The 19,552-nt window shown below is 66.9% G+C and carries 21 protein-coding genes; 10 read left to right on the top strand and 11 right to left on the bottom strand.

Features of this window, described 5'->3' with window-relative positions:
- From QQK63_RS10135 to QQK63_RS10105, 7 genes are all read right to left on the bottom strand, one after another.
- On the bottom strand, positions 1–669 hold the full coding sequence (locus tag QQK63_RS10135) for a DUF805 domain-containing protein (protein WP_277824844.1): 669 nt from the start codon (positions 667–669) through the stop codon (positions 1–3).
- A 102-nt stretch (positions 670–771) separates the two neighbouring features.
- Entirely contained in the window at positions 772–1,386 is a 615-nt protein-coding gene (plsY, locus tag QQK63_RS10130) for a glycerol-3-phosphate 1-O-acyltransferase PlsY (RefSeq protein WP_277825923.1), read from the bottom strand.
- Positions 1,386–2,669: a dihydroorotase gene (gene pyrC, locus QQK63_RS10125; protein ID WP_277824842.1), complete on the bottom strand. Its 1,284-nt coding sequence runs from the start codon at positions 2,667–2,669 to the stop codon at positions 1,386–1,388. The genes plsY and pyrC overlap by 1 nt, the downstream gene beginning before the upstream one ends.
- Positions 2,666–3,292 carry a YdbT family protein gene (locus tag QQK63_RS10120; protein WP_277824840.1) on the bottom strand — a complete coding sequence of 209 codons (627 nt, stop codon included), beginning with the start codon at positions 3,290–3,292 and terminating at the stop codon, positions 2,666–2,668. Before QQK63_RS10120 ends, pyrC begins: the two co-directional genes overlap by 4 nt.
- A complete protein-coding gene (locus QQK63_RS10115; RefSeq protein ID WP_277824838.1) occupies positions 3,289–3,741 on the bottom strand; it encodes a hypothetical protein in 453 nt (150 codons plus the stop codon). The genes QQK63_RS10120 and QQK63_RS10115 overlap by 4 nt, the downstream gene beginning before the upstream one ends.
- Positions 3,741–4,241 (bottom strand): hypothetical protein, encoded by a 501-nt coding sequence (locus tag QQK63_RS10110; RefSeq protein ID WP_277824836.1) that lies wholly within the window; start codon positions 4,239–4,241, stop codon positions 3,741–3,743. Before QQK63_RS10110 ends, QQK63_RS10115 begins: the two co-directional genes overlap by 1 nt.
- A complete protein-coding gene (locus tag QQK63_RS10105) occupies positions 4,238–5,188 on the bottom strand; it encodes an aspartate carbamoyltransferase catalytic subunit (RefSeq protein ID WP_277824834.1) in 951 nt (316 codons plus the stop codon). The genes QQK63_RS10110 and QQK63_RS10105 overlap by 4 nt, the downstream gene beginning before the upstream one ends.
- Positions 5,189–5,307: 119 nt before the next feature.
- Here QQK63_RS10105 and QQK63_RS10100 point away from each other — a divergent pair, with 119 nt between their 5' ends.
- The 4 genes from QQK63_RS10100 to QQK63_RS10085 all read left to right on the top strand — a co-directional run bounded on the left by QQK63_RS10100 (position 5,308) and on the right by QQK63_RS10085 (position 11,633).
- Entirely contained in the window at positions 5,308–6,138 is an 831-nt protein-coding gene (locus QQK63_RS10100; protein ID WP_277824832.1) for a uracil-DNA glycosylase, read from the top strand.
- Between the two features lie 3 nt (positions 6,139–6,141).
- A complete protein-coding gene (moaB, locus tag QQK63_RS10095; RefSeq protein ID WP_277824830.1) occupies positions 6,142–6,684 on the top strand; it encodes a molybdenum cofactor biosynthesis protein B in 543 nt (180 codons plus the stop codon).
- 117 nt (positions 6,685–6,801) lie between these two features.
- Positions 6,802–8,259: an efflux RND transporter periplasmic adaptor subunit gene (locus QQK63_RS10090; RefSeq protein WP_277824828.1), complete on the top strand. Its 1,458-nt coding sequence runs from the start codon at positions 6,802–6,804 to the stop codon at positions 8,257–8,259.
- 2 nt (positions 8,260–8,261) lie between these two features.
- Positions 8,262–11,633 carry an efflux RND transporter permease subunit gene (locus QQK63_RS10085; protein WP_277824826.1) on the top strand — a complete coding sequence of 1,124 codons (3,372 nt, stop codon included), beginning with the start codon at positions 8,262–8,264 and terminating at the stop codon, positions 11,631–11,633.
- Positions 11,634–11,640: 7 nt separating this feature from the next.
- Here the strand turns inward: QQK63_RS10085 and QQK63_RS10080 are convergent, their stop codons facing one another.
- The gene (locus tag QQK63_RS10080; RefSeq protein WP_277824824.1) at positions 11,641–12,468 is read right to left on the bottom strand and encodes a protein-disulfide reductase DsbD domain-containing protein; all 828 of its coding nucleotides are present in this window, start codon (positions 12,466–12,468) and stop codon (positions 11,641–11,643) included.
- 116 nt (positions 12,469–12,584) lie between these two features.
- Between QQK63_RS10080 and QQK63_RS10075 the strand changes: the two genes are divergently transcribed.
- From QQK63_RS10075 to QQK63_RS10055, 5 genes are all read left to right on the top strand, one after another.
- Positions 12,585–13,163, top strand: a complete 579-nt coding sequence (locus QQK63_RS10075) for a YqgE/AlgH family protein (RefSeq protein WP_277824822.1) — start codon at positions 12,585–12,587, stop codon at positions 13,161–13,163.
- A 97-nt stretch (positions 13,164–13,260) separates the two neighbouring features.
- Positions 13,261–13,896, top strand: coding sequence for an NAD(P)-dependent oxidoreductase (locus QQK63_RS10070; RefSeq protein WP_277824820.1), 636 nt, complete (start codon positions 13,261–13,263; stop codon positions 13,894–13,896).
- 91 nt (positions 13,897–13,987) lie between these two features.
- Positions 13,988–14,359, top strand: a complete 372-nt coding sequence (locus QQK63_RS10065) for a hypothetical protein (RefSeq protein WP_277824818.1) — start codon at positions 13,988–13,990, stop codon at positions 14,357–14,359.
- A 27-nt stretch (positions 14,360–14,386) separates the two neighbouring features.
- A complete protein-coding gene (locus QQK63_RS10060; protein WP_277824816.1) occupies positions 14,387–14,749 on the top strand; it encodes a YciI family protein in 363 nt (120 codons plus the stop codon).
- Positions 14,746–15,984 (top strand): RNA polymerase sigma factor, encoded by a 1,239-nt coding sequence (locus tag QQK63_RS10055; protein ID WP_277824814.1) that lies wholly within the window; start codon positions 14,746–14,748, stop codon positions 15,982–15,984. The genes QQK63_RS10060 and QQK63_RS10055 overlap by 4 nt, the downstream gene beginning before the upstream one ends.
- A 17-nt stretch (positions 15,985–16,001) precedes the next feature.
- On the opposite strand, the gene QQK63_RS10050 is transcribed toward QQK63_RS10055, so the two are convergent.
- From QQK63_RS10050 to mutY, 3 genes are read right to left on the bottom strand one after another with little or no spacing between them, the layout of a single operon-like run.
- The gene (locus QQK63_RS10050) at positions 16,002–16,637 is read right to left on the bottom strand and encodes an NYN domain-containing protein (protein ID WP_277824812.1); all 636 of its coding nucleotides are present in this window, start codon (positions 16,635–16,637) and stop codon (positions 16,002–16,004) included.
- Positions 16,638–16,678: 41 nt separating this feature from the next.
- Positions 16,679–17,812, bottom strand: a complete 1,134-nt coding sequence (locus QQK63_RS10045) for an alkane 1-monooxygenase (protein ID WP_277824810.1) — start codon at positions 17,810–17,812, stop codon at positions 16,679–16,681.
- 51 nt (positions 17,813–17,863) lie between these two features.
- Positions 17,864–18,937, bottom strand: a complete 1,074-nt coding sequence (mutY, locus tag QQK63_RS10040) for an A/G-specific adenine glycosylase (RefSeq protein WP_277824809.1) — start codon at positions 18,935–18,937, stop codon at positions 17,864–17,866.
- 82 nt (positions 18,938–19,019) lie between these two features.
- On the opposite strand from mutY, the gene QQK63_RS10035 reads away from it, so the two are divergent.
- The gene (locus QQK63_RS10035) at positions 19,020–19,550 is read left to right on the top strand and encodes a DUF721 domain-containing protein (RefSeq protein ID WP_277824807.1); all 531 of its coding nucleotides are present in this window, start codon (positions 19,020–19,022) and stop codon (positions 19,548–19,550) included.
- Positions 19,551–19,552: the final 2 nt, after the last annotated feature.

Genomic DNA, 19,552 nt, shown 5'->3' with positions numbered 1-19,552 from the left:
TCAGGCGCGCGTCACGTTCGCCAGCACGTTCTTGCGGTAGTAGTCCTGGATTTCGGCACGTCTCGCCGCCTCGAAGCTTGCGCGTTCCTCGGGCGTGGCGGGCATGGCAAAGGCCGGATGGTCGGGTGCGCGCCGCCTGCGGCCCTTGATCGGATCCGTGCCGAACCGGTTGCTCCCATGTGTGCCCGGCAGGCACAGCACGACAAAGAACCAAAGATAGGCGAGGATCGGCGCTGACAGGATCAGCAAGATCAGCGGCGTTGCCCCCGCGCCGCCGCCCATGGCAATGACGACCGTTGCGATAATGGAGCCAAGTCCGACAAGCGTGGGCATGAAGATGAACCAACCGCTCCGGTTCGTGTCATGGAGGCGGCGGACCGTGACGGACAATTGCGGCAGGCAGAACAGCAGCAGATAGGCGACCAATCCCCCGATCAGCATGAGCCAGAGGTTGTCTTGCCGCTTGGCCCAGATTTCGATCCGTGCTGGATCCTGAAACGCGGCGACCAAGGCCGGGTCGTGCAGCGCCCAAGCGGTCGCCCCAACATGAATGGCCATACCAGCGAGCAGCAAAAAAAGCGCAAACCACCAATACTCCGACCTCCGGGCGCGGCCCGAGAAGGTCAGAGACTTCGCATAACACGTCGCAATAGCTTTGAACGGTCCCATCTCCGACCCTTTTGGCTGTCCGGTTCCGGGCCACAGGGTCGGCGCGCAAGGCGGCAAAATCGGGGCATGCGTGAGGAGTTTCCACGAAAAGCGGCGGGTGCCTCAGTCCTTGGTGGACCTTCCGATCCTAGGCTCCGTTCCCGCGATCAGGCGTGAGATATTGGCCGCGTGCCGCCAAAAGATCAGGCCAGCAAGCAAGACGAGCAAAAGCGCTGCCGTTCCCTGTCCGAGCACGATGGCCCAGACCGGCGACAGCGCCGCCGCCACCAGTGCCGAGAGCGACGAGATCCGCGTGACGGCCGCAACCGCGGCCCAAGTCGCGCAGGCGGCGAGACCGACGGGCCATGCCAGCGCGAGCAGCGTCCCGAGGAAGGTTGCGACCCCCTTGCCGCCCTTGAACCCGATGAAGACGGGGAAACAATGGCCGAGGAAAGCCGCGAACCCCGCGACCTGCGCCGCATCCTCACCCACAAGCGCGCGCGCGACCAGCACCGCGATGCCACCCTTGCCCGCGTCCAGCACTAGCGTCAGGAAAGCCGCCAGCTTGTTGCCGGTGCGCAGCACGTTGGTGGCGCCGATATTGCCAGAGCCGATCTTGCGCAGATCGCCCAGCCCGAAGAGGCGCGCCATGACGATGCCGAAGGGCACGGAGCCCAGCACATAGGCCAACAGGCCCACCACTCCCAGAAACGCGGGGCCCGTCTCGAGGATGGGGATCATGCCGCCTTCTCCTGCGCGCGGTCATAGACCACGGCCCCATCCACCCATGTGCGCAGGACGCGCCCCTGCATCCTTTGCCCATCGAAGGGCGTGTTGCGCGACTTGGAATGCAATGCGTAGCGGTCGAGGATATAGGGAATGTCGGGGTCGAACAGAACCAGATCGGCCGGTGCGCCGGGCGCAAGCCGCCCGCCCTCAAGCCCCAGACGCCGCGCCGGGTTCAGCGACAGCGCCCGGAACAGGTGCGGCAGGTCCAGCGCCTCGGCATGGTAGAGGCGCAGGGCGGCGGGGAGCAGGGTTTCCAGCCCCACCGCGCCCGAGGCCGCGGCCTCGTAGGGCAGGCGTTTGCTTTCCTCGTCCTGCGGGGTGTGCATGGAACAGATCACGTCGATCAGCCCGTCGCGCACCGCCTCGACCATGGCGAGCCTGTCCTCCTCGTCACGGAGCGGTGGCTTGACCTTGAAGAAGGTTCGGTAATCGCCGACGTCGAGCGCATTCAGTGTCAGGTGGTGGATCGACACCCCCGCCGTCACGTCGAGACCCGCGGCCTTGGCGCGGGCCAGTGCGGGCAGGGCGGTGGCGGTCGTGATCTGGTCGGCATGATAGCGCACGCGCGTCATCTCGACCAAGGCGAGATCACGCTCCAGCCCCATCCGCTCGGCCATGGGAGAGACGGCGGGCAGACCGCGCAGCGAGGCGAATTTGCCCGAAGTTACCGCCGCCCCCTCGCTCAGACCCGGTTCCTGCGGGTGGCCCACGATCAGCGCGCCGAGCGAGCGGGCATAGGTCATGCAGCGCGACAGGACCTTGGTATTGGCGGTGACCGCATCGCCATCGGTGAAGGCGACAGCGCCCGCATCCAGCAAAAAGCCGATCTCGGTCATCTCGCGGCCCTCGCGGCCGCGGGTCAGGGCGGCCATGGGCCGAACCTTGACGCTTGCATCCTGCTGCGCGCGGCGGGTGACGAATTCCAGCACCTCGGGTGTGTCGATGGGGGTGGCTGTGTCGGGGCGGGTGACCATGGTGGTGACGCCGCCCGCCGCCGCCGCGCGGCCTGCGGTGCGGAAGCTTTCCTTGTGGCGTTCACCCGGTTCGCCGACCTTGACCCCGATGTCCACGATGCCGGGTGCAAGGCAGGCACCGTGGCAGTCGATCCCGCCTGCGCGCGGACCTTCGCCCGTTTCGGCGATGCGCCCCCCCTCGATCCGGAGCCAGCCCAGCCGCTCGGTCCCCGCCTCGGGGTCGATCAGGCGGGCGTTGCGAAGCAGCGCGTTGGTCATGGCGTCTCGTCCTCCTGAATGTCGCGCGCGGCCGCCGTCATCGCCGCCTGCCGGTCCCGGATCATGCGCCAGACCTTGCGCGCTTCGGCGATGTGGCGAAAGCCCAGCTGGACCCGGGTGCTCGTCGTCATCCGATTGCGCCTGCGGTGCGGTGCCGCCGCGCGGCGCCGAAAGGAATGGGTCACGGTCCCGAAGATCACGTCGCCGGGGACGCCGTCGCGCAGGCTCAACCCGGTCATCTCGTCAATCGGGTAGCTGTCGAGCTTGCGCCGTCCGAATACGTCGGTGGCGATGAAGGCGCGGCGGTCGGTCAGCGTGTACCATGTGCCGCCCCGCACCAGCGCGTCCCAGTAGAGGTGACCGACAAGCATGTAGACCCCGATGCCAAGGAACGGCAAACCGGCCATCGGAAACAACAAACGCAGCAGGATCGGCCCGTCGATGGAGGCGGCCATCCAGATTGTGAGCCCGATCCAGAATGTCGAAAACGCCGTGAAGATGATGCCGATCGGCAGGCGTCCCCCGATCATGTCACGCCAGATGATGCCCGGCAGGGGCTGGCCTTGCCACAGGACCGTTTCGCCCGGTTCCAGAATGTCGTCCCAGCCCGAGCCCTGCGTCATGTCTGCCCTCGTGCGGCGTCGATGCGGGCCTTGGTGGCCTCGGCATCCGCCTGGTATTTCAACAGGTGCTTGTCGCCGGTCACGGTCACGACCTGCACGGCGGAAAAGATCGTGTTGACCTGCGTGATGTTTTCCAGCGCGATGACGCGCGGGCCGGGTCCGAGAAGCCGCCGGTCGGTCAGGTCCCAGCGCATCTTGGTTTCGTCCGAGGACAGGTAAAGCGCGCGCACCGCGATGGCCAAAAGGCCGCCGACAGCACCTGTCCAGACATGTTCATTGCCAAGCGCCCAGAGGATCGCCATGCCCGCCGCCATGGCGATCGCCGCAAGCCACGCGTTTTCCCGCCAATAGGTGGCGCGATCCGCGTGAAACTGCGCGATGACCGCTTCGCCCGGGTCAAGCTGGGTCTCGGGCACAAAAAGGCTGCGGGTGGGCAGATGCGGGTCCATCACAGCACCAAAAGCACAAGAAGGAGCAGCAAGCCGAGCCCGGCGATGGCCCAAAGCGCGCCGGAACCGATCCGTTGCCGCGGCGGTTGGGGGGCAGGCGGGCGGGGCATCGGCGTGACATCGGCCTTTGGCAGGCTGGCCGCGTGATCGGCCCGCGCAAGGGGGAGAGAGGCGACCAGCCGCGCATCGGCCGTTGGCGCAGGTTCCTCCGACAGGGCGCTTTCGGGCACCAGCAGCACATGGCCCTTGATCGCATTGATCCGGCGCAGGCTGTCGGGCGCGATGGGTTCCGGGGCAAAGGCCATGGTGATGTAATCGGACAGGGCCATGTCGCCCAGATCGCGGACGGGGAAAAGCTCGATCTGGTCGGTGTCGACCTCGGCCCCCAGCCAGTCCGTCAGCGGGGGCAGATCGGCGGCCAACCCTTCGGCCCGGGTCAGGTGGGTGTGCCTTAGCCCTTCGGGCGCGGTGATGGCGAAGACGTGCAGGCTGTCCGTCATGCCGCGCCCTTTTCCCGCCGGGCGCGCAGGTTTTCGGCCAAAAGCTCCATCGCGGCCATACGGACGGCCACACCCATTTCCACCTGCTCCTGAATGACCGAGCGGTTGATGTCGTCGGCGATGGTCCCGTCGATTTCGACGCCGCGGTTCATCGGACCCGGATGCATGACGATGGCGTCGGGTTTGGCGTAGGACAGTTTTTCGGCATTCAGGCCGAAACGGTGGAAATATTCGCGTTCGGACGGGATGAAGGCTCCGTCCATCCGTTCTTTCTGAAGGCGCAGCATCATCACCACATCGACGTCGCGCAGCCCCTCGGCCATGTCGTCGTAGACCTCGACCCCCCAATCCGCCGCGCCAGCCGGGATCAGGGTCGGAGGACCGACAAGGCGCACGCGGTTTTCCATCCGACCCAGAAGGAAGATGTTGGACCGCGCCACGCGGCTGTGGGCGATATCGCCGCAAATCGCGATGTTCAGCCTGTGGATGCGGCCCTTGGCGCGTTTGATCGTCAGCGCGTCGAGGAGCGCTTGGGTCGGGTGTTCATGCCGCCCGTCGCCCGCGTTCAGAACCGCGCAATTCACTTTGTCCGCCAAAAGCTTGACCGCGCCCGAATGGGGGTGACGCACGACCAGCAGGTCGGGGTGCATGGCATTCAGTGTCAGTGCCGTGTCGATCAGCGTCTCGCCCTTTTTGAGGGAGCTTGCCGCCATCGCCATGTTCATCACATCCGCGCCCAGCCGTTTGCCCGCGATCTCGAAGCTGGCTTGGGTGCGGGTCGAGGCCTCGAAAAACATGTTGATCTGGGTCAGACCCTTGAGCGGTTCGCCATGCTGGCGGCTGCCGCGCTCGGCCTCGGCATGCACATTGGCCCGGTCGAGCAGCATCGTGATCTCCATCGGGTGGAGGTCTTCGATCCCCAAGAGATGCGTCTGGCTGAATTTCATCGTGCCGCCCTGGTGCCTTGCGCCTGTCTGCGCTTATAGGTGCGGGCGGGGCGGGGCGGCAAGGCGTCAGGCCCCTTGCCCCCTTTTCCTTTGTTGCGGCTGCGCATAGCCTGCGCGTCATGGATGACATGGGGTATCACGAGGCGCTGGCGCTGCTGGATTGGCAGATCGAGCTTGGGGCGGACGAGGCGATCCTCGACGCGCCGGTCGACCGTTTCGCGCTGGAGGAGGCCGCACCGGTCGCATCCGCCCCCCCGCCCGCCGCCCCGGCTGTCCCGCCCGCCGCCTCCCGCCCTGCTCCGCCCCCCGCCCGCGCGGCCGAGGGGGCAGCCAAGGCCAATGCCGTCGACGTCGTTGCCATCGCGCGCGAGGCTGCAGCCGCCGCGCATGACCTGCCCGCGCTCAAGGCGGCGATGGAGGTTTTTCCCCATTGCCCGCTCAGCCAGACGGCGACGCGGTTGGTCTTTGCCGATGGCGATCCTGCCGCGCGCGTCATGATCGTGGGCGATGCGCCGGGCCGCGAAGAGGATCAGCAAGGCAAGCCCTTCGTCGGCAAGGCGGGGCAACTCCTTGACCGGATGCTGGCCGCGATCGGGCTGGACCGCGCCGCCGCAGACCCTGAAAGTTCCGTCTACATCACCAATATGCTGCCGTGGCGCCCGCCGCAAAACCGCGACCCCTCGCCCGAGGAACTGGCGATGCTGGGTCCCTTCGTGCGCCGCCATATCGAATTGGCCGATCCGGATATCCTTGTCCTGATGGGCAATCATGCCTGCCACGGCCTGACCGGCCAGAAGGGCATCACCCGCCTGCGCGGACAATGGACCGAGGTGATGGACCGCCCCGCGATCCCGATGTTCCATCCGGCCTACCTGCTGCGAAAACCCCATGACAAGGCCAAGGCGTGGGAGGATCTCTTGTCCCTGAAGGCCCGGCTGAGAAAGATCTGAGACATGTCGCGCATCGACGAAACCCGCCCCTTCCACCCCGTGCGAATCGCGGTTCTGGCCGTGTCGGACACCCGTGGCCCGTCTGAGGACAAATCGGGCGACCTGCTCGTGCAGCGCCTGACCGATGCGGGCCATGTGCTAGCCGCGCGCCACATCCTGCGCGACGAGCGTGACGCCATCGCGGATCAATTGCGCATCTGGTGCGCCGATCCGGGCATCGACGTGATCCTGACCACGGGCGGTACCGGCCTGACCGGTCGGGACGTCACTATCGAGGCGCATCGCGACGTCTACGAAAAAGAGATCGAGGCCTTTGGCACCGTCTTTACCATCGTCTCGATGGGAAAGATCGGCACCTCGGCGGTACAAAGCCGGGCGACCGGCGGCGTGTCGAATGGCACTTATCTCTTCGCGCTTCCCGGCTCCAGCGGGGCCTGCCGCGATGCCTGGGACGAAATCCTGCGCTTCCAGCTCGACAGTCGGCATCTGCCCTGCAATTTCGTCGAGATCATGCCCCGGCTCGATGAACATCTGCGACGGAAATGACCGCGTGTGGCGTGGAACCCGAGTGATCGGGCCACGCTATCCTGCGCGCACTGGTCACTTGGACCTTGCCGCGCCGCCCTCTACCTCTGGTGCAGGCACCTCTTGAGGCATTGAGCCATGCGATTCCTTCGCCGCGCCCTGACCGGGCTTTTCCTGATGGCGCTGACCGTCGGTCTGTTGGCAATGGCGGGCCAGACGATCCGTGGCGCCCTTGAGGCGCGGTGGGCCGATACCGGCACGCCCCAGCCACAGCGCGAGCGTGTTTTTTCCGCCGAGGTGATGACGGTGACAGTCGGGACGGAAACCCCTGTCCTGACGGCATTCGGTGAAGTGCGGTCGCGCCGGGTTCTGGAACTGCGCGCGCCCGCCGAGGGGAATGTCATCGACCTTGCGCCCGGTTTCGAGGAAGGCGGGTCCGTTTCGGCGGGTCAGGTTCTGCTTCGGATCGATCCGTCGGAGGCGCAATCGGCCCGGGACACGGCCGGGGCCGATTTGCGCGATGCCGAGAACGAATTGACGGAGGCGGTGGCCGCGGTGGCGCTGTCGCGCGACGACCTGGCCGCCGCCGCGACACAGGCCGAGTTGCGCCAGCGCGCATTCGCGCGGCAGGTCGATCTTCTGGATCGCGGTGTGGGCAGTGCCGCCGCCGTTGAAACCGCCGAACTGGCCGCCGCCGCCGCCGGCCAAGCGGTGCTGTCGCGCAGGCAGGCGCTTGCGCAGGCCGAGGCGCGCCTCGCGCAGGCGCGAACTGCGCTGGATCGTCGCCGCATCGCGCTGGAGGAGGCGGAACGGATGCTCGCCCGCACAGTGCTGCGCGCGGAATTCGACGGGATCCTGTCCGAGGTCGACGTGGTCGCCGGACGGCTGGTCAATCGCAATGAAATGATCGCCCGCCTGATCGACCCCGAGGCGCTGGAGGTCGCGTTTCGCATCTCTGCGGCGCAATATGCGCAGCTTCTCGGAGCCGGAGGCGTTCTGTCCGAGGCGCCGGTGCGGGTGGTTCTGGATACCTTCGGCCTCGATCTGAGTGCCGAGGCGGTGCTGACCCGCGAAAGCGGATCGGTCGAGGCCGGGCAATCGGGCCGCCTGCTTTTCGCCCGGATCGATACGGCGCGCGGCCTGCGCGCGGGGGATTTCGTGCGGGTCGAAGTTCAGGAACCGCCTGTGCAAGGCGTGGCGCGCCTGCCCGCCTCGGCGCTGGGCTCGGATGGGCAGGTGCTGGTTCTGGGCGAAGACAACCGGCTGGAGGCCGTGGCGGTCGATCTGGTGCGGCGGCAAGGCGATGCGGTTCTCGTGCGTGCAGCGGATCTTGACGGGCGCGAGGTGGTTTTGGCCCGTACCCCGGTTCTGGGCGCGGGCATCCGGGTCAATCCGGTGCGGCCCGAAGCCGCCGACACCACGTCGGAGCCCGAGACCATCGCGCTCGACCCCGAACGACGCGCCCGGTTGATCGCCTATGTCGAAAGCAATCGCATGATCCCGGCCGAGGCGCGGGCCCGCATGCTGGACCAGTTGCGGCAAGATACGGTGCCCGCGCAGATGGTGGCGCGCCTTGAAAGCCGGATGGGCAGTTGAGGATGCGCCGTCTCCCGCCCCAAGGTGTCGGTATCCTGAGCTACTTCACCCGGCATCGCACGGCGGCCAACCTGCTTTTGATGCTGATGGTGGTCGCGGGTCTTGCCGCGATCCCGCAGATGCGGGCGCAGTTTTTCCCGGATGTGATTTCCGATGACGTGTCCATCGTCGTTGCATGGGACGGCGCCGGGGCCGAGGATGTGGACGAGGCCATTGTCGCGGTGTTGGAACCCGTGCTCTTGGCCGTGCCCGGCGTCGCCGGGTCCGAGGCCACCAGCCGTGAGGGGCGCGCCAGCCTGACGCTGGAATTCGATCCCGGCTGGGACATGGCGCGCGCCGCCGACGAGGTGCAGGCGGCCCTCGATGCCGTCACGGATCTGCCCGAAGATGCCGAGGATCCCGAGATCCGCCGCGGCACATGGTCGGACCGCGTGACCGACGTGGTGATCACAGGCCCCGTGCCGCCTGCGCAATTGGGCCGGTTCGCCGATGAATTCGTCGCGCGCCTGTTCGAGGTCGGCGTCACGCGGACCACGATTCGCGGCGTCGCCGCCCCGCAAACGATCGTGGAGGTGCCGCAGGTCTCGCTTGTGCGCCACGACGTCACGATGGCCGAGATCGCCGAGGTGATCGCGGCGGCCGCCTCGACCGCACCGGCCGGCGATGTCGACGGCGCCAATGCCCGCATCCGGACCGGGTCCGCACAGCGAAGCGCGGCCGAGATCGCGGCCCTGACGCTGCGCACCCATGACGATGGATCCGCCCTGACCATCGGCGACGTGGCCCTTGTGCGGGTCGAAGGCGTGGACCGGGAGCGCGCCTATTTCGTGGACGAAAACCCGGCCATCTCGATCCGCATCGACAGGTCCGAGGATGGCGACGCCATCGCGATACAGGCGCAGGTCGAAGCGGTCGCGGCGCAGATGCAGGCGACCTTGCCGCAGGGCGCGACGATCGATCTGATCCGCACGCAGGCCGAGGCGATTTCCGGCCGGCTCGACATCCTGATCGACAATGCACTGATGGGCCTGTTGCTGGTCGTGGGGTTGTTGTTCCTGTTTCTCAATGCGCGCACGGCTCTTTGGGTCGCGGCGGGCATCCCGGTGGCGCTTCTGGCCGCCATCGCGCTGATGTGGGCGGCCGGGCTGACGATCAACATGATCTCGCTCTTCGCACTGATCATCACGCTGGGCATCGTGGTGGATGATGCCATTGTCGTGGGCGAACATGCCGATTACCGCGCACGCCATCTGGGAGAGAGCCCTGTGGTCGCCGCCGAGACGGCCGCGCGGCGCATGGCGGCACCGGTGTTTTCGGCCACGATCACCACGGTTCTGGCCTTTGCTGCCCTGATCGTGATCGGGGGGCGCTTCGGCAGCCTGATCGCCGATATCCCCTTCACCGTCATCGCGGTGCTTCTGGCGAGCCTTGTGGAATGCTTTCTCGTCTTGCCCAACCATATGGCCCATGCGCTGGCCCATTCGGCGCGGGAGCATTGGTACGACTGGCCGTCCCGCGTCGTTAACCGGGGTTTCGATTGGGTTAAGGAAACGGCCTTCCGGCCAGCGATGCGGATCGTCGTCGCCGGGCGCTACCCGTTGCTTGCCGGGATGATCCTGATCCTTGCCTCGCAGGTCGCGGGGGTGATCCGGGGCGATGTGACATGGCGGTTCTTCAACGCGCCGGAACTCTCGTCGGGCACCGGCAATTTCGCGATGCTCGATGGTGCGACCCGCGAGGACAGCCTTGCGATGGTGCGCGAGATGCAGCGCGCGACCGAGGCCGTGGCCGCCCGCTACGAGGCTGAGCATGGGGTCAACCCGCTCATCTACGTTCTGGCCGAGGTGGGCGGCACCAGCGGGCCGGGGCTGAGCGGGGTCGAGAACAAGGACGCGGACCTTTTGGGGTCCATTGCCATCGAACTGATCGACGCGGACCTGCGGCCCTATTCGGCCTTTGCCTTCGTCGCCGATCTCCAGGACGAGGTGCGCCAGTTGCCCTTGACCGAGGTCGTCAGCTTCCGGGGCTTTCGCGGCGGGCCGGGCGGCGATGCCATCGACGTGCAGATCACGGGCGCCGAGACCGAGACGCTCAAGGCGGCCGCGATCTGGTTGCAGACGCAGCTTGCCCGCTTTCCCGAGGTTTCGGGATTGCAGGACAGCATGGCCTATGACCGCGAGGAGCTGAGCCTGACCCTGACCCCGCAGGGCGAGGCGCTGGGCTTTGACATCGGCACCTTGGGGCGCGTGTTGCGCCACCGTCTGGCCGGGATCGAGGCCGCGACCTATCCCGACGGGCCACGCACAGCCGCGATCCGGGTGGAATTGCCAGTGGGGGAATTGACCGCCGATTTCCTCGACCGGACGCTGCTGCGCGCCGCAGCGGGCCAATACGTGCCGCTGGCCGATATCGTGACGGTCGAAGCGCGGCAGGGGTTTTCCTTGATCCAGCGCGAGAACGGGCTGCGGCTGATCTCGGTCACGGGCGATCTGTCCGAGGATGATCCCGCGCGCGCCGCCGAGATCATGGCAGAGCTGTCGGAGGTCATCGTCCCGCAACTGGAGGAACGGTTCGGGGTCGCCACCCGGCTGTCGGGACTGGCCGAGCAGGAGCGCGAATTCCTGAGCGATGCGCTTGTCGGTTTCATCCTCTGCCTGATCGGCATCTACCTTGTGCTGGCGTGGATTTTTGCCAGCTGGACGCGGCCGATGGTGGTGATGGCCATCATCCCGTTCGGCCTTGTGGGCGCGATCTACGGACATGTCTTGTGGGATATTCCGCTGTCGATGTTCAGCGTGGTCGGCCTGATCGGCATGACGGGGATCATCATCAACGATTCCATCGTTCTGGTGACCACGATCGACGAATATGCCGAGGAACGCGGCCTGATCCCCGCCATCGTGGATGGCGTCTGCGACCGGTTGCGGCCGGTTCTGTTGACCACGCTGACCACGGTGCTGGGGCTGGCCCCGCTGCTTTACGAACGCTCGCAGGATGCGCAATTCCTGCGGCCAACGGTGGTGACGCTGGTCTATGGGCTGGGCTTTGGGATGGTGATCGTGCTGCTGGTCGTGCCTGCCATCATGGCGATGCAGCGCGATGCGGCGGCCCAGATGCGCGCGTTGCGGCGTGCCTTGGGGGCGATGGGGCGCAATCCCGGCCTTGCGCGGGGGATGCTGGCGCTGCTCGGTGCGGTGACCCTGCTCTTTGCGGCGACGCTGGGCAGCGTGATCGTGACCGGGTCGATGGCAGGTCCATTGGCGGCATTGGGTGCTGGCCTGCTACCCGCCTTTGCGTTGTTCGTCGCGGGCACGGCCATCCTTTGCCTGATCGGCTGGTCGGTCGCCTTGGCGCGGGGGCTGCGGCGCGGCTGAGGCCGCTTCAGCCGATGCAGCCGTCCAGTTCGACTGCCATCCGGCTGCCGATCACGGTGATGCGCAGGTCCGACCGGCTCAACGGAAAGGGGCCGGGACGCCCGGGCGGGATCACGTCGGCCACCGCACGAACCGTTGCACCCTCGCGCCGCGTGGTCGATTCGGAGACCCAGATGCCCGGGTTGCGATGTTCCAGAACCAGCGTTTCGTCATTGCCAGTGGTGGGCAGGTCGACCGAGACGGTGACCCGCAAACCATCGGCGATGGGTTGCACCGCGCAGGTGGCGCGCCCCGCCCCGGCTTCGGTCGCGGTCAGAGGGCGGTCGGCCAGCGCAAGACCGATCTCGTGCACCCGGTCGGTCACGGGAGGCAGAAGCCCCGCCAGATCCAGCGTTACCGGCATGCAGACATCGAGGCAGACGCCCAGATCGATCTCGCCCGCGATGGCGATCTCGCCCTGGCGCGTCAGCGAAAATTCGACGGGCAAGATCACCTCGTCGCGGTAGCCGATGGACCGCATCCCGTTGGCATAGAAGACCTGGGGGCTGGGCCAATGGATGGCCATACCGTCGATCCCTGTCGCCTCGGTCAGGGTGATGATCGTGGGTACGCCACCTTCGCCCGGCGCGCGCCAGTAGGTTTTCCATCCCGGCGCAAGCGCGATGCGGACACCGGCCATGTGATTGCCGTTGGGCAGCCGCCATCCCGGCAGGAAGCTGACCTCCACCACATCGGCGGCGGAACGGCCCTCGAACTGGGCCATGGCGGGCGCGGCCGCGAAGGTCGCGGCGCAGGCGGCAAGGGCGGACAGAAGGGTGCGGAGTGTGTGCTTCATGCGCTTCAGCTAGGCGCAGGTCGCCGTTTTGGGAAGTCACGAATTGGCGACGCTCCCGTGACCGTGTCGCGGGTGTCGCGCTTGAATGCGCCGGGTCGAACCCCCATGCTCCATCCATGACCCCGAACCTTGCCTTTGCGGACCTGACCGGAAAACTGCTGATCGCGATGCCTGACATGGGCGACCCGCGGTTTCACGGCAGCGTGGTGTTTCTGTGCGCCCATTCCCCGGATGGGTCGATGGGCCTGATCGTGAACAAGCCGATGCCCGATGTCCGGTTTTCCGAGATGTTGGAACAACTGGATATTCCGCGCGGCGCGGGCATGCCTGACCTGCCGGTCTGCTATGGGGGGCCGGTCGAGGTGCGCCGCGGCTTCGTGTTGCACAACTCAGGCTATCGAGGCCGACAGGACGACCAGCTTCGCATCGGTGACAGTTTCGCCATGACGGCCACCATCGACGTGCTGGAGGATCTAGCGCGGGGGGGCGGGCCGGAGCGGGCGCTGATGGCGCTGGGCTATGCGGGCTGGGGTCCGGGCCAACTGGAAGACGAGATCGCGCAAAACGGCTGGCTGACGGCGGATGCGACGCCCGAGATCGTCTTTGCAGAGCGCATGGAAGGCAAATGGTCGGCGGCGCTGGCCACGCTGGGGGTGTCGCCCCTGACCTTGTCGTCCGAGGCCGGGCGCGCCTGAGGGTCGTCCGAGGCCGGGCGCGCCTGAGGGCCTTACCCCTCCGTGTCTTGGGCGTGACACGATCGCGCTCTATCTCACTTAGAAAGGAGATTACGCCATGCAGATCACCGTCATCGGCGCAAGTCGCGGCATTGGCCGAAAGGTCGTGGAGTATGCCCTGTCGCGCGGCCATGTCGTGCGGGCCCTTGCGCGCAGTGCGGACCGGATGGGGATCGAGGCCCCCGGTTTCGAACCCGTCACCGGCGATGCGACGGATCCCGTCGTCCTCGCGCAGGCGGTCGCGGGCTCGGATGCGGTGATCCTGACGCTCGGCGTTCCGCGCGATCTTCGCGCGCTCAAGCGCACGACGCTGTTCTCGGATGCAGCCGCGGCGCTGATCCCCGTGATGGAGGTGGCTGGCGTCCGGCGCTTGCTGGCGGTCACAGGCTTTGGCGCGGGCGACAGCGAAGCCAAGCTTTCGAGCGTCGAACGCATCCCCTTCAAGCTGTTTCTGGGTCGGGCTTATGCCGACAAATCCATACAGGAAGAGATGATCCGCGCCTCGGGTCTGGATTGGACCATCGCGCGGCCCGGCATCCTCAACGACAACGCGATGAGCGGGAAATACAAGGTGCTGGTCGAGCCCGAGACATGGCGGCAAGGCATCATCAGCCGGGCGGACGTGGCGCATTTCCTTGTCCATGCCGCCGAGGACGGCAGCCATATCGGCAAGACGCCTGCGATCCAGCGCTGATTTTTTTCGCGCTCCTGTCGAAATCGACGGGACCCGAGGCTCATGGGTGTGACGGCGCTGTGCCGTCGCGCAAACCCAAGGAGCCTGACCCATGATCCGAACCACCTTGTTGGCCTCCGCCCTGACCGCCCTGTCGGTCCCGGCTTTCGCCGATCCTTTCACCCTGTTCATCCATGAAACCCCCGCCGATGTCGCCCTGAGGTCCGACACGACCGGGGCTGGGGCGGCCTATTGGGCGCTCTGGGCGGAGTATGCCGCGATGATCGGGCAGACGGGCATGGTGCGCGGTGGCGCGCCTCTCGTCGTTTCCGAGGGCGACGGAAACCGCGTTTCGGGGTATTTCATCCTCGAGGCGCCGAGTCTCGAAGAGGCCGAGGCGCTGGCCGCCCTTGCCCCTGCCGCCACCCGGGGCGGACGGGTGATCGTCGCCCCGCATTACCCGATGCCCGAGATGTCGAACTGAAACCCCGTGGAAGAAGGAGAAGCCGAAATGCAGTACATGATCATCTTCCGCGAACCACTGGCGGAATTCGACAAACGCCAGGATCCCGATCAGCAGGGCGCATATTGGGGTGCTTGGGGCGCCTATATCGGGGCGATGCGCGCCGCCGGCGTCATCGTCAAGGGGGACGGCCTCTTGCCGCCCTCGACAGCCACCATCGTGCGCCAACGCGACGGCGCACGCCTGATCGAGGATGGGCCCTTTCCAGACGTCAAGGAACAGCTTGGCGGCTATTTCGTGATCGAGGTGCCCGATCTGGATGCGGCCATCGATTGGGCCGGGCGGTCGCCCGCGGCGCTTGCCGGTTCGGTCGAGGTGAGGCCGGTGATGCCGGCCGACATGCTGCTGTGACCAGCACCGGTGCGCGCGACACCGCGGCCCGCGCTGTGGTCGCGCGCACCGCGCAAGACAGTTACGGGCGGCTCCTGGCCTATGTGGCCGCCCGGACCCGCGACATTGCCTCGGCCGAGGATGCGCTGGCCGAGGCCTTTGCCACGGCGCTGCGCCGCTGGCCGGAGACCGGCATTCCGGACAGCCCCGAAGCCTGGCTTTTGACCGTGGCGCGACGGGCTGCGGGCAAGGGCGCGCGTGCGGCCAATCATGCCGCAGCCGCCATGCCCCTGCTCGACCTGATGATGGAGGAAGCGATGGACCGGGCCGCGCATGATTTTCCGGACGAGAGGCTGAAACTGATGTTCGCCTGTGCGCATCCCGCCATCGACCGGTCCGTGCGCAGCGCCCTGATCTTGCAAAGCGTGATCGGGCTGGATGCCGCGCGCATCGCCCGCGCCTTTGTCGTGCAACCCGCCGCCATGGGCCAGCGGCTCACGCGCGCCAAGGCCAAGATCCGGGCCGCGGGCATCCCCTTTCGCGTGCCCGAAGGCGCGGAGCTGGAGGGGCGGCTCGACGATGTGCTGATGGCCGTCTACGCCGCCTACGGACTGGGCTGGGAGGTTCCGGGCGGCCTGCCCGCCGGTCGCGCGGGCGAGGATCTGGCGGGCGAGGCGCTTTATCTCGCGCGGGTGATCGTGGGGTTGATGCCGGACCAGCCCGAACCGCTTGGGCTGTTGGCCCTGATCCTGTATTGCGAGGCGCGCAGGGCCACCCGGCGTGCCGCCGATGGCGCCTATGTGCCGCTTGACCAACAGGACCGCGCGCGCTGGGATGGCGCGATGGTGGCCGAGGCGGAGCGCGCCCTGACAGCCGCCGCAGCCCTCGGCCGTCCGGGGCGATTCCAGACCGAGGCCGCGATCCAGTCGGTGCAGGTGCAGGCCCCCCGGGAGCAGGCGGGCGATCCGCAGGTTCTGGCTGCCTTTTACGATTTCCTTGTGACGCGCTGGCCAAGTCTCGGGGCGGAGGTCTCGCGCGCCGTGGTGCATGGCGCGGCCCATGGGCCTGAGCGGGGATTGCAGATCCTCGACGCGATGCCGCCCGACCGGGTGGCGGGATATCAGCCGTGGTGGGCGGCCCGGCTTGACCTGTGCCTCCGGGCAGGCGACGGGGCCGGGGCGCAGGCCGCAAGGGCACGGGCCATCGCGCTGACAGACGATCCCGCAGTTCGGGTCTGGCTGGCTGAACGCGTCTGATGGCCCCCTTGGTGCGGTCAGACCGGTTCGGGTGTGCGCGCGGCAGATCCGGCCGACTCGAGGTCGAGCCAAAGCTTGCCGCCCCGATAGCCGCCCCGGATCAGGAAACCGGGGCGGGCGATCTCGGGGTAGTCGTCGGCCCAGTCGCGGTAGCGGTCATTGGTCACGACCCGCGCCCCAAGATCGCGGGCCGAGGTCAGGATCACTGGATCGGCGGGCGTTCCCTTGGGTACGACCATGATGCGATCATCGGGAAGGCCCAGCAGGCGGCCAAAGGCCTCGTCATGCTGGTATTTGCCCGCCAGCAGATAGCCGGCATTCGCATCGAAGACGACGCCCGCCGTAAACCCGAGCCGGTCGAGGTGGCCGAGAACATCGCGCAGCGGCTCGATCCGCGGCGTTTCATCCTGCCAATGCATCACGTTCGACCCATCGACGACGATCCATGACGGTCGGGCGATGGTGTGCCAGCGACGTCGGGTCGTGGACCCCGACTGCGCCGGTTTGCCTGCAAATGCCGCGCGCGCCAGAAGCCACAGACTGGCCAGCGCCGCGGGCCCCGCAAGCAGGATCAGATCGGACCAGCCGGGAAGAAGGAAAGCGGCCAGAACACCGCCGAGCGATACGAGAAACAAGAGGAACGGCACCAACATGCGCCCAGCCTAGGACCGGCAAAGCGCCGAAACCAGTCCCCTTAACGCGGCAACGGGTTCAGCCCCTTGTTATAGGGATGCCAATCCGTGATCTCGGGATAGTAGCGTTTCCGCCATGCCTTGACGCGAGGGTTCATCACGCGACGCCAAAGCGGCGGTATCATCGCGGCAATGGTCATCACCGGGTAGCCGAAGGGCAATTGCGGGGCGTCATCTTCTGTGTAGTTCTGCAACAGCGGAAAGCGGCGGTCGGGCTTGTAGTGATGGTCCGAATGGCGTTGCAGGTTGATCAAAAGCCAGTTCGAGGCTTTGTGCGCCGCGTTCCACGAATGACGCGGCAGGACATGCTCGTATTTTCCGTCGCCCAGATGCTTTCGCGTGAGCCCGTAATGTTCGACGTAATTGGTCAGCTCCAGCTGCCAGATGGCGACGGCGGCCTGAAAGACGAACAGCCCAACCCCGATCCAACCGCCCAGCGCAAACGCCAGCAGGAGACAGCCGCCCTGCAACGCCCAATAGCGCCAGAACGGGTTCGACCGGTCGGTCCAAGGCTTTCCCTTGCGCGCCAGCATCGCCTTTTCGGCCTGAAAGGCGCTGATCAGGCTTTCGCGCAGGACGCGCGGGAAAAAGCGGTGGAACCCCTCGTTGTATCGCGCCGTCACCGGGTCGCGCGCGGTGCCGACATGGCGATGGTGGACCAGAAGGTGCTCGGACCGGAAATGGGAATAGAGAACGGTTGCCAGCAGCAGATCGGCCAACCCGCGTTCCAGCCGGTTTCTCTGGTGCATCAGTTCATGGGAATAGTTGATCCCGATCGTGCCCGACATCACCCCCACGCCGAAGAACAGGCCAAATTGTTCGAGCGTCGACAGATGGTCAGCCCGCGTCGCGTACCAGATCAGGGCAAAGATCGTGACGAATTGCAGCGGAAACCAGATCAGCGTGACCAGCCGATACCAACGCAAGTGATCGTCGGGCGTGGCGGGGTCGGCATTCTCGGTATTCAGGCCCAGAACCGCGTCGAGGCCTGTGAACAGCCACCATGTCGAAAGCGGCATCAAGAGCACCCACCAGCCCCCCTGCCAAGCGACAAGAGCCAAGAGCGGAAAAAGGCCCAGCGACATCCAGAATGGAGCCGCGCGGCTGATGCGGGCGACCTGTGGGGCGGGGATCATCGGGGCCTCGTGTCTTTGCACAGACAAGGATGGGGTGCGGCCCGCGATCCGTCAATCCTCGGGCCACGCCCCTGCCGCGACGTCCCATGCCTTGCGCATGACCGTGGGCAGACTGGCGGGGTGAAAGGTGGCGCGGGGGTGAAAACTGCCCCTGTCTGGCTGCGCGTCTTGTGCGACACGGCCAAGACATACGCGCAGGCGCAGGTGGAAATGGGTGAAGGTGTGGCGCACCTCCAGCCCGGGATCATGCCAATCGGCGGCGACGGGGGGTGCATCTTGCGGCGGCATGTCCGTCCAGTCGGTGCCGGGCCAGCCCAGCATCCCGCCCAGCAGGCCCTTGTCAGGTCGTGTTTCCAGCAAGACCGCCCCGTCGGCGCGCTCTACCAGATAGACGATGCCCTGCCGGGAGGGCTTGGCCTGTTTGGGGCTCTTGCGCGGCAGATCGGCCGCGATGCCCTGCGCGCGGGCCGTGCACATCGTGACCAGCGGGCAGATGCCACACGCGGGCGACCGGGGGGTGCAGACCGTCGCGCCAAGATCCATCACCGCCTGCGCGTAGCAGCCGGGCCGTGTGTCGGGCGTCAACCGCTCGGTCAAGAGGCGCAGGGCGGGTTTCGCCGCGGGCAGCGGGGTTTCCACGGCGAACAGTCGCGCCAGCACACGCTCGACGTTGCCATCCATCACCGCGGCGGGCCGGTCGAAGGCGATGGCCGCGATGGCTGCCGCCGTATAGGGCCCGATGCCGGGCAGGCTGCGTAAACCGTCCTCGGTATCGGGAAAGACTCCGCCGTGATCTGTGGCGATCACGCGGGCGCATTTCAGAAGGTTGCGGGCGCGGGCGTAATATCCAAGCCCCGCCCATTCCGCCATGACGGCGGCATCCTCGGCCCCGGCCAATGCGGTGACGGTCGGCCAGCGCGTGGTGAAGCGGTGGAAATAGTCTTTGACCGCTGCAACGGTGGTTTGTTGCAGCATGATCTCGGACAGCCAGACGCGGTAGGGATCGGGGCGCTCGCCCGCCGCCAGCGCCTCGGGCCCGACGCGCCAAGGCAGGGCGCGGGCATGGCGATCGTACCATGGCAAGAGCGCGGCAGCGACCGCCGCATCCGAGAACCCGTCACGCAAGGTTTATCAGCTCCCCAGCCGGCTGTTATTGGTTATCACCGCGTAACCGCATAGATTGCCCTCAAGATCACGAAGGCAACCCATGACGCGCAAACCCGCCCCTTCCGCATCAGAGCCGCCGCGCCGCCGCAAGCGCGGGTTCGAAACCGCGGGCGCATTGCTGGCCGGAGCGTTGAAGGCCCCCGCCGAAAAGCGCGGTTTTGGCGAGGCGAAACTGCTGACCCATTGGCCTGAAATCGTGGGCGAGGACATCGCCGCCATCGCGCGGCCGGTCAAGATCACCTGGGGCCGGGGCTTTGGCGGGACCCTTGTTTTGCTGACCACCGGGTCCAACGCCCCCGTGCTCGAGATGCAGAAGGACCGGATCGCCGAGCGTGTGAATGCAAGCTACGGCTACCGCGCCATCGCCCATGTCCATATCACCCAGACAGCCCCAACCGGTTTTGCCGAGGGGCAGGTGGCCTTTCGCGCGGCGGCCTCCAAAGCCCCGCCACCGCCCGACCCGGCCCGCCTTGCGCGCGCGATGGAAGGGGTGGACGGTATCGAGGACACGCGCTTGAAAGAGGCCCTCGCGCGTCTGGCCCGCAACGTGCTAACCCCCCGACAGACCTAAGG

Source organism: Roseicyclus marinus (assembly GCF_030163795.1).
GTDB classification, from domain to species: domain Bacteria; phylum Pseudomonadota; class Alphaproteobacteria; order Rhodobacterales; family Rhodobacteraceae; genus Roseicyclus; species Roseicyclus marinus.
The sequence above is the reverse complement of the archived record's forward strand: the minus strand, read 5'-3'. Positions and strand labels throughout refer to the sequence as shown.

Coding starts and splice junctions, on each gene's coding strand:
- QQK63_RS10135 (WP_277824844.1), bottom strand. CDS start 669: ATGGGACCGTTCAAAGCTATTGCGACGTGTTATGCGAAGTCTCTGACC.
- pyrC (WP_277824842.1), bottom strand. CDS start 2,669: ATGACCAACGCGCTGCTTCGCAACGCCCGCCTGATCGACCCCGAGGCG.
- QQK63_RS10120 (WP_277824840.1), bottom strand. CDS start 3,292: ATGACGCAGGGCTCGGGCTGGGACGACATTCTGGAACCGGGCGAAACG.
- QQK63_RS10115 (WP_277824838.1), bottom strand. CDS start 3,741: ATGGACCCGCATCTGCCCACCCGCAGCCTTTTTGTGCCCGAGACCCAG.
- QQK63_RS10110 (WP_277824836.1), bottom strand. CDS start 4,241: ATGACGGACAGCCTGCACGTCTTCGCCATCACCGCGCCCGAAGGGCTA.
- QQK63_RS10105 (WP_277824834.1), bottom strand. CDS start 5,188: ATGAAATTCAGCCAGACGCATCTCTTGGGGATCGAAGACCTCCACCCG.
- QQK63_RS10100 (WP_277824832.1), top strand. CDS start 5,308: ATGGATGACATGGGGTATCACGAGGCGCTGGCGCTGCTGGATTGGCAG.
- moaB (WP_277824830.1), top strand. CDS start 6,142: ATGTCGCGCATCGACGAAACCCGCCCCTTCCACCCCGTGCGAATCGCG.
- QQK63_RS10090 (WP_277824828.1), top strand. CDS start 6,802: ATGCGATTCCTTCGCCGCGCCCTGACCGGGCTTTTCCTGATGGCGCTG.
- QQK63_RS10085 (WP_277824826.1), top strand. CDS start 8,262: ATGCGCCGTCTCCCGCCCCAAGGTGTCGGTATCCTGAGCTACTTCACC.
- QQK63_RS10080 (WP_277824824.1), bottom strand. CDS start 12,468: ATGAAGCACACACTCCGCACCCTTCTGTCCGCCCTTGCCGCCTGCGCC.
- QQK63_RS10075 (WP_277824822.1), top strand. CDS start 12,585: ATGACCCCGAACCTTGCCTTTGCGGACCTGACCGGAAAACTGCTGATC.
- QQK63_RS10070 (WP_277824820.1), top strand. CDS start 13,261: ATGCAGATCACCGTCATCGGCGCAAGTCGCGGCATTGGCCGAAAGGTC.
- QQK63_RS10065 (WP_277824818.1), top strand. CDS start 13,988: ATGATCCGAACCACCTTGTTGGCCTCCGCCCTGACCGCCCTGTCGGTC.
- QQK63_RS10060 (WP_277824816.1), top strand. CDS start 14,387: ATGCAGTACATGATCATCTTCCGCGAACCACTGGCGGAATTCGACAAA.
- QQK63_RS10050 (WP_277824812.1), bottom strand. CDS start 16,637: ATGTTGGTGCCGTTCCTCTTGTTTCTCGTATCGCTCGGCGGTGTTCTG.
- QQK63_RS10045 (WP_277824810.1), bottom strand. CDS start 17,812: ATGATCCCCGCCCCACAGGTCGCCCGCATCAGCCGCGCGGCTCCATTC.
- QQK63_RS10035 (WP_277824807.1), top strand. CDS start 19,020: ATGACGCGCAAACCCGCCCCTTCCGCATCAGAGCCGCCGCGCCGCCGC.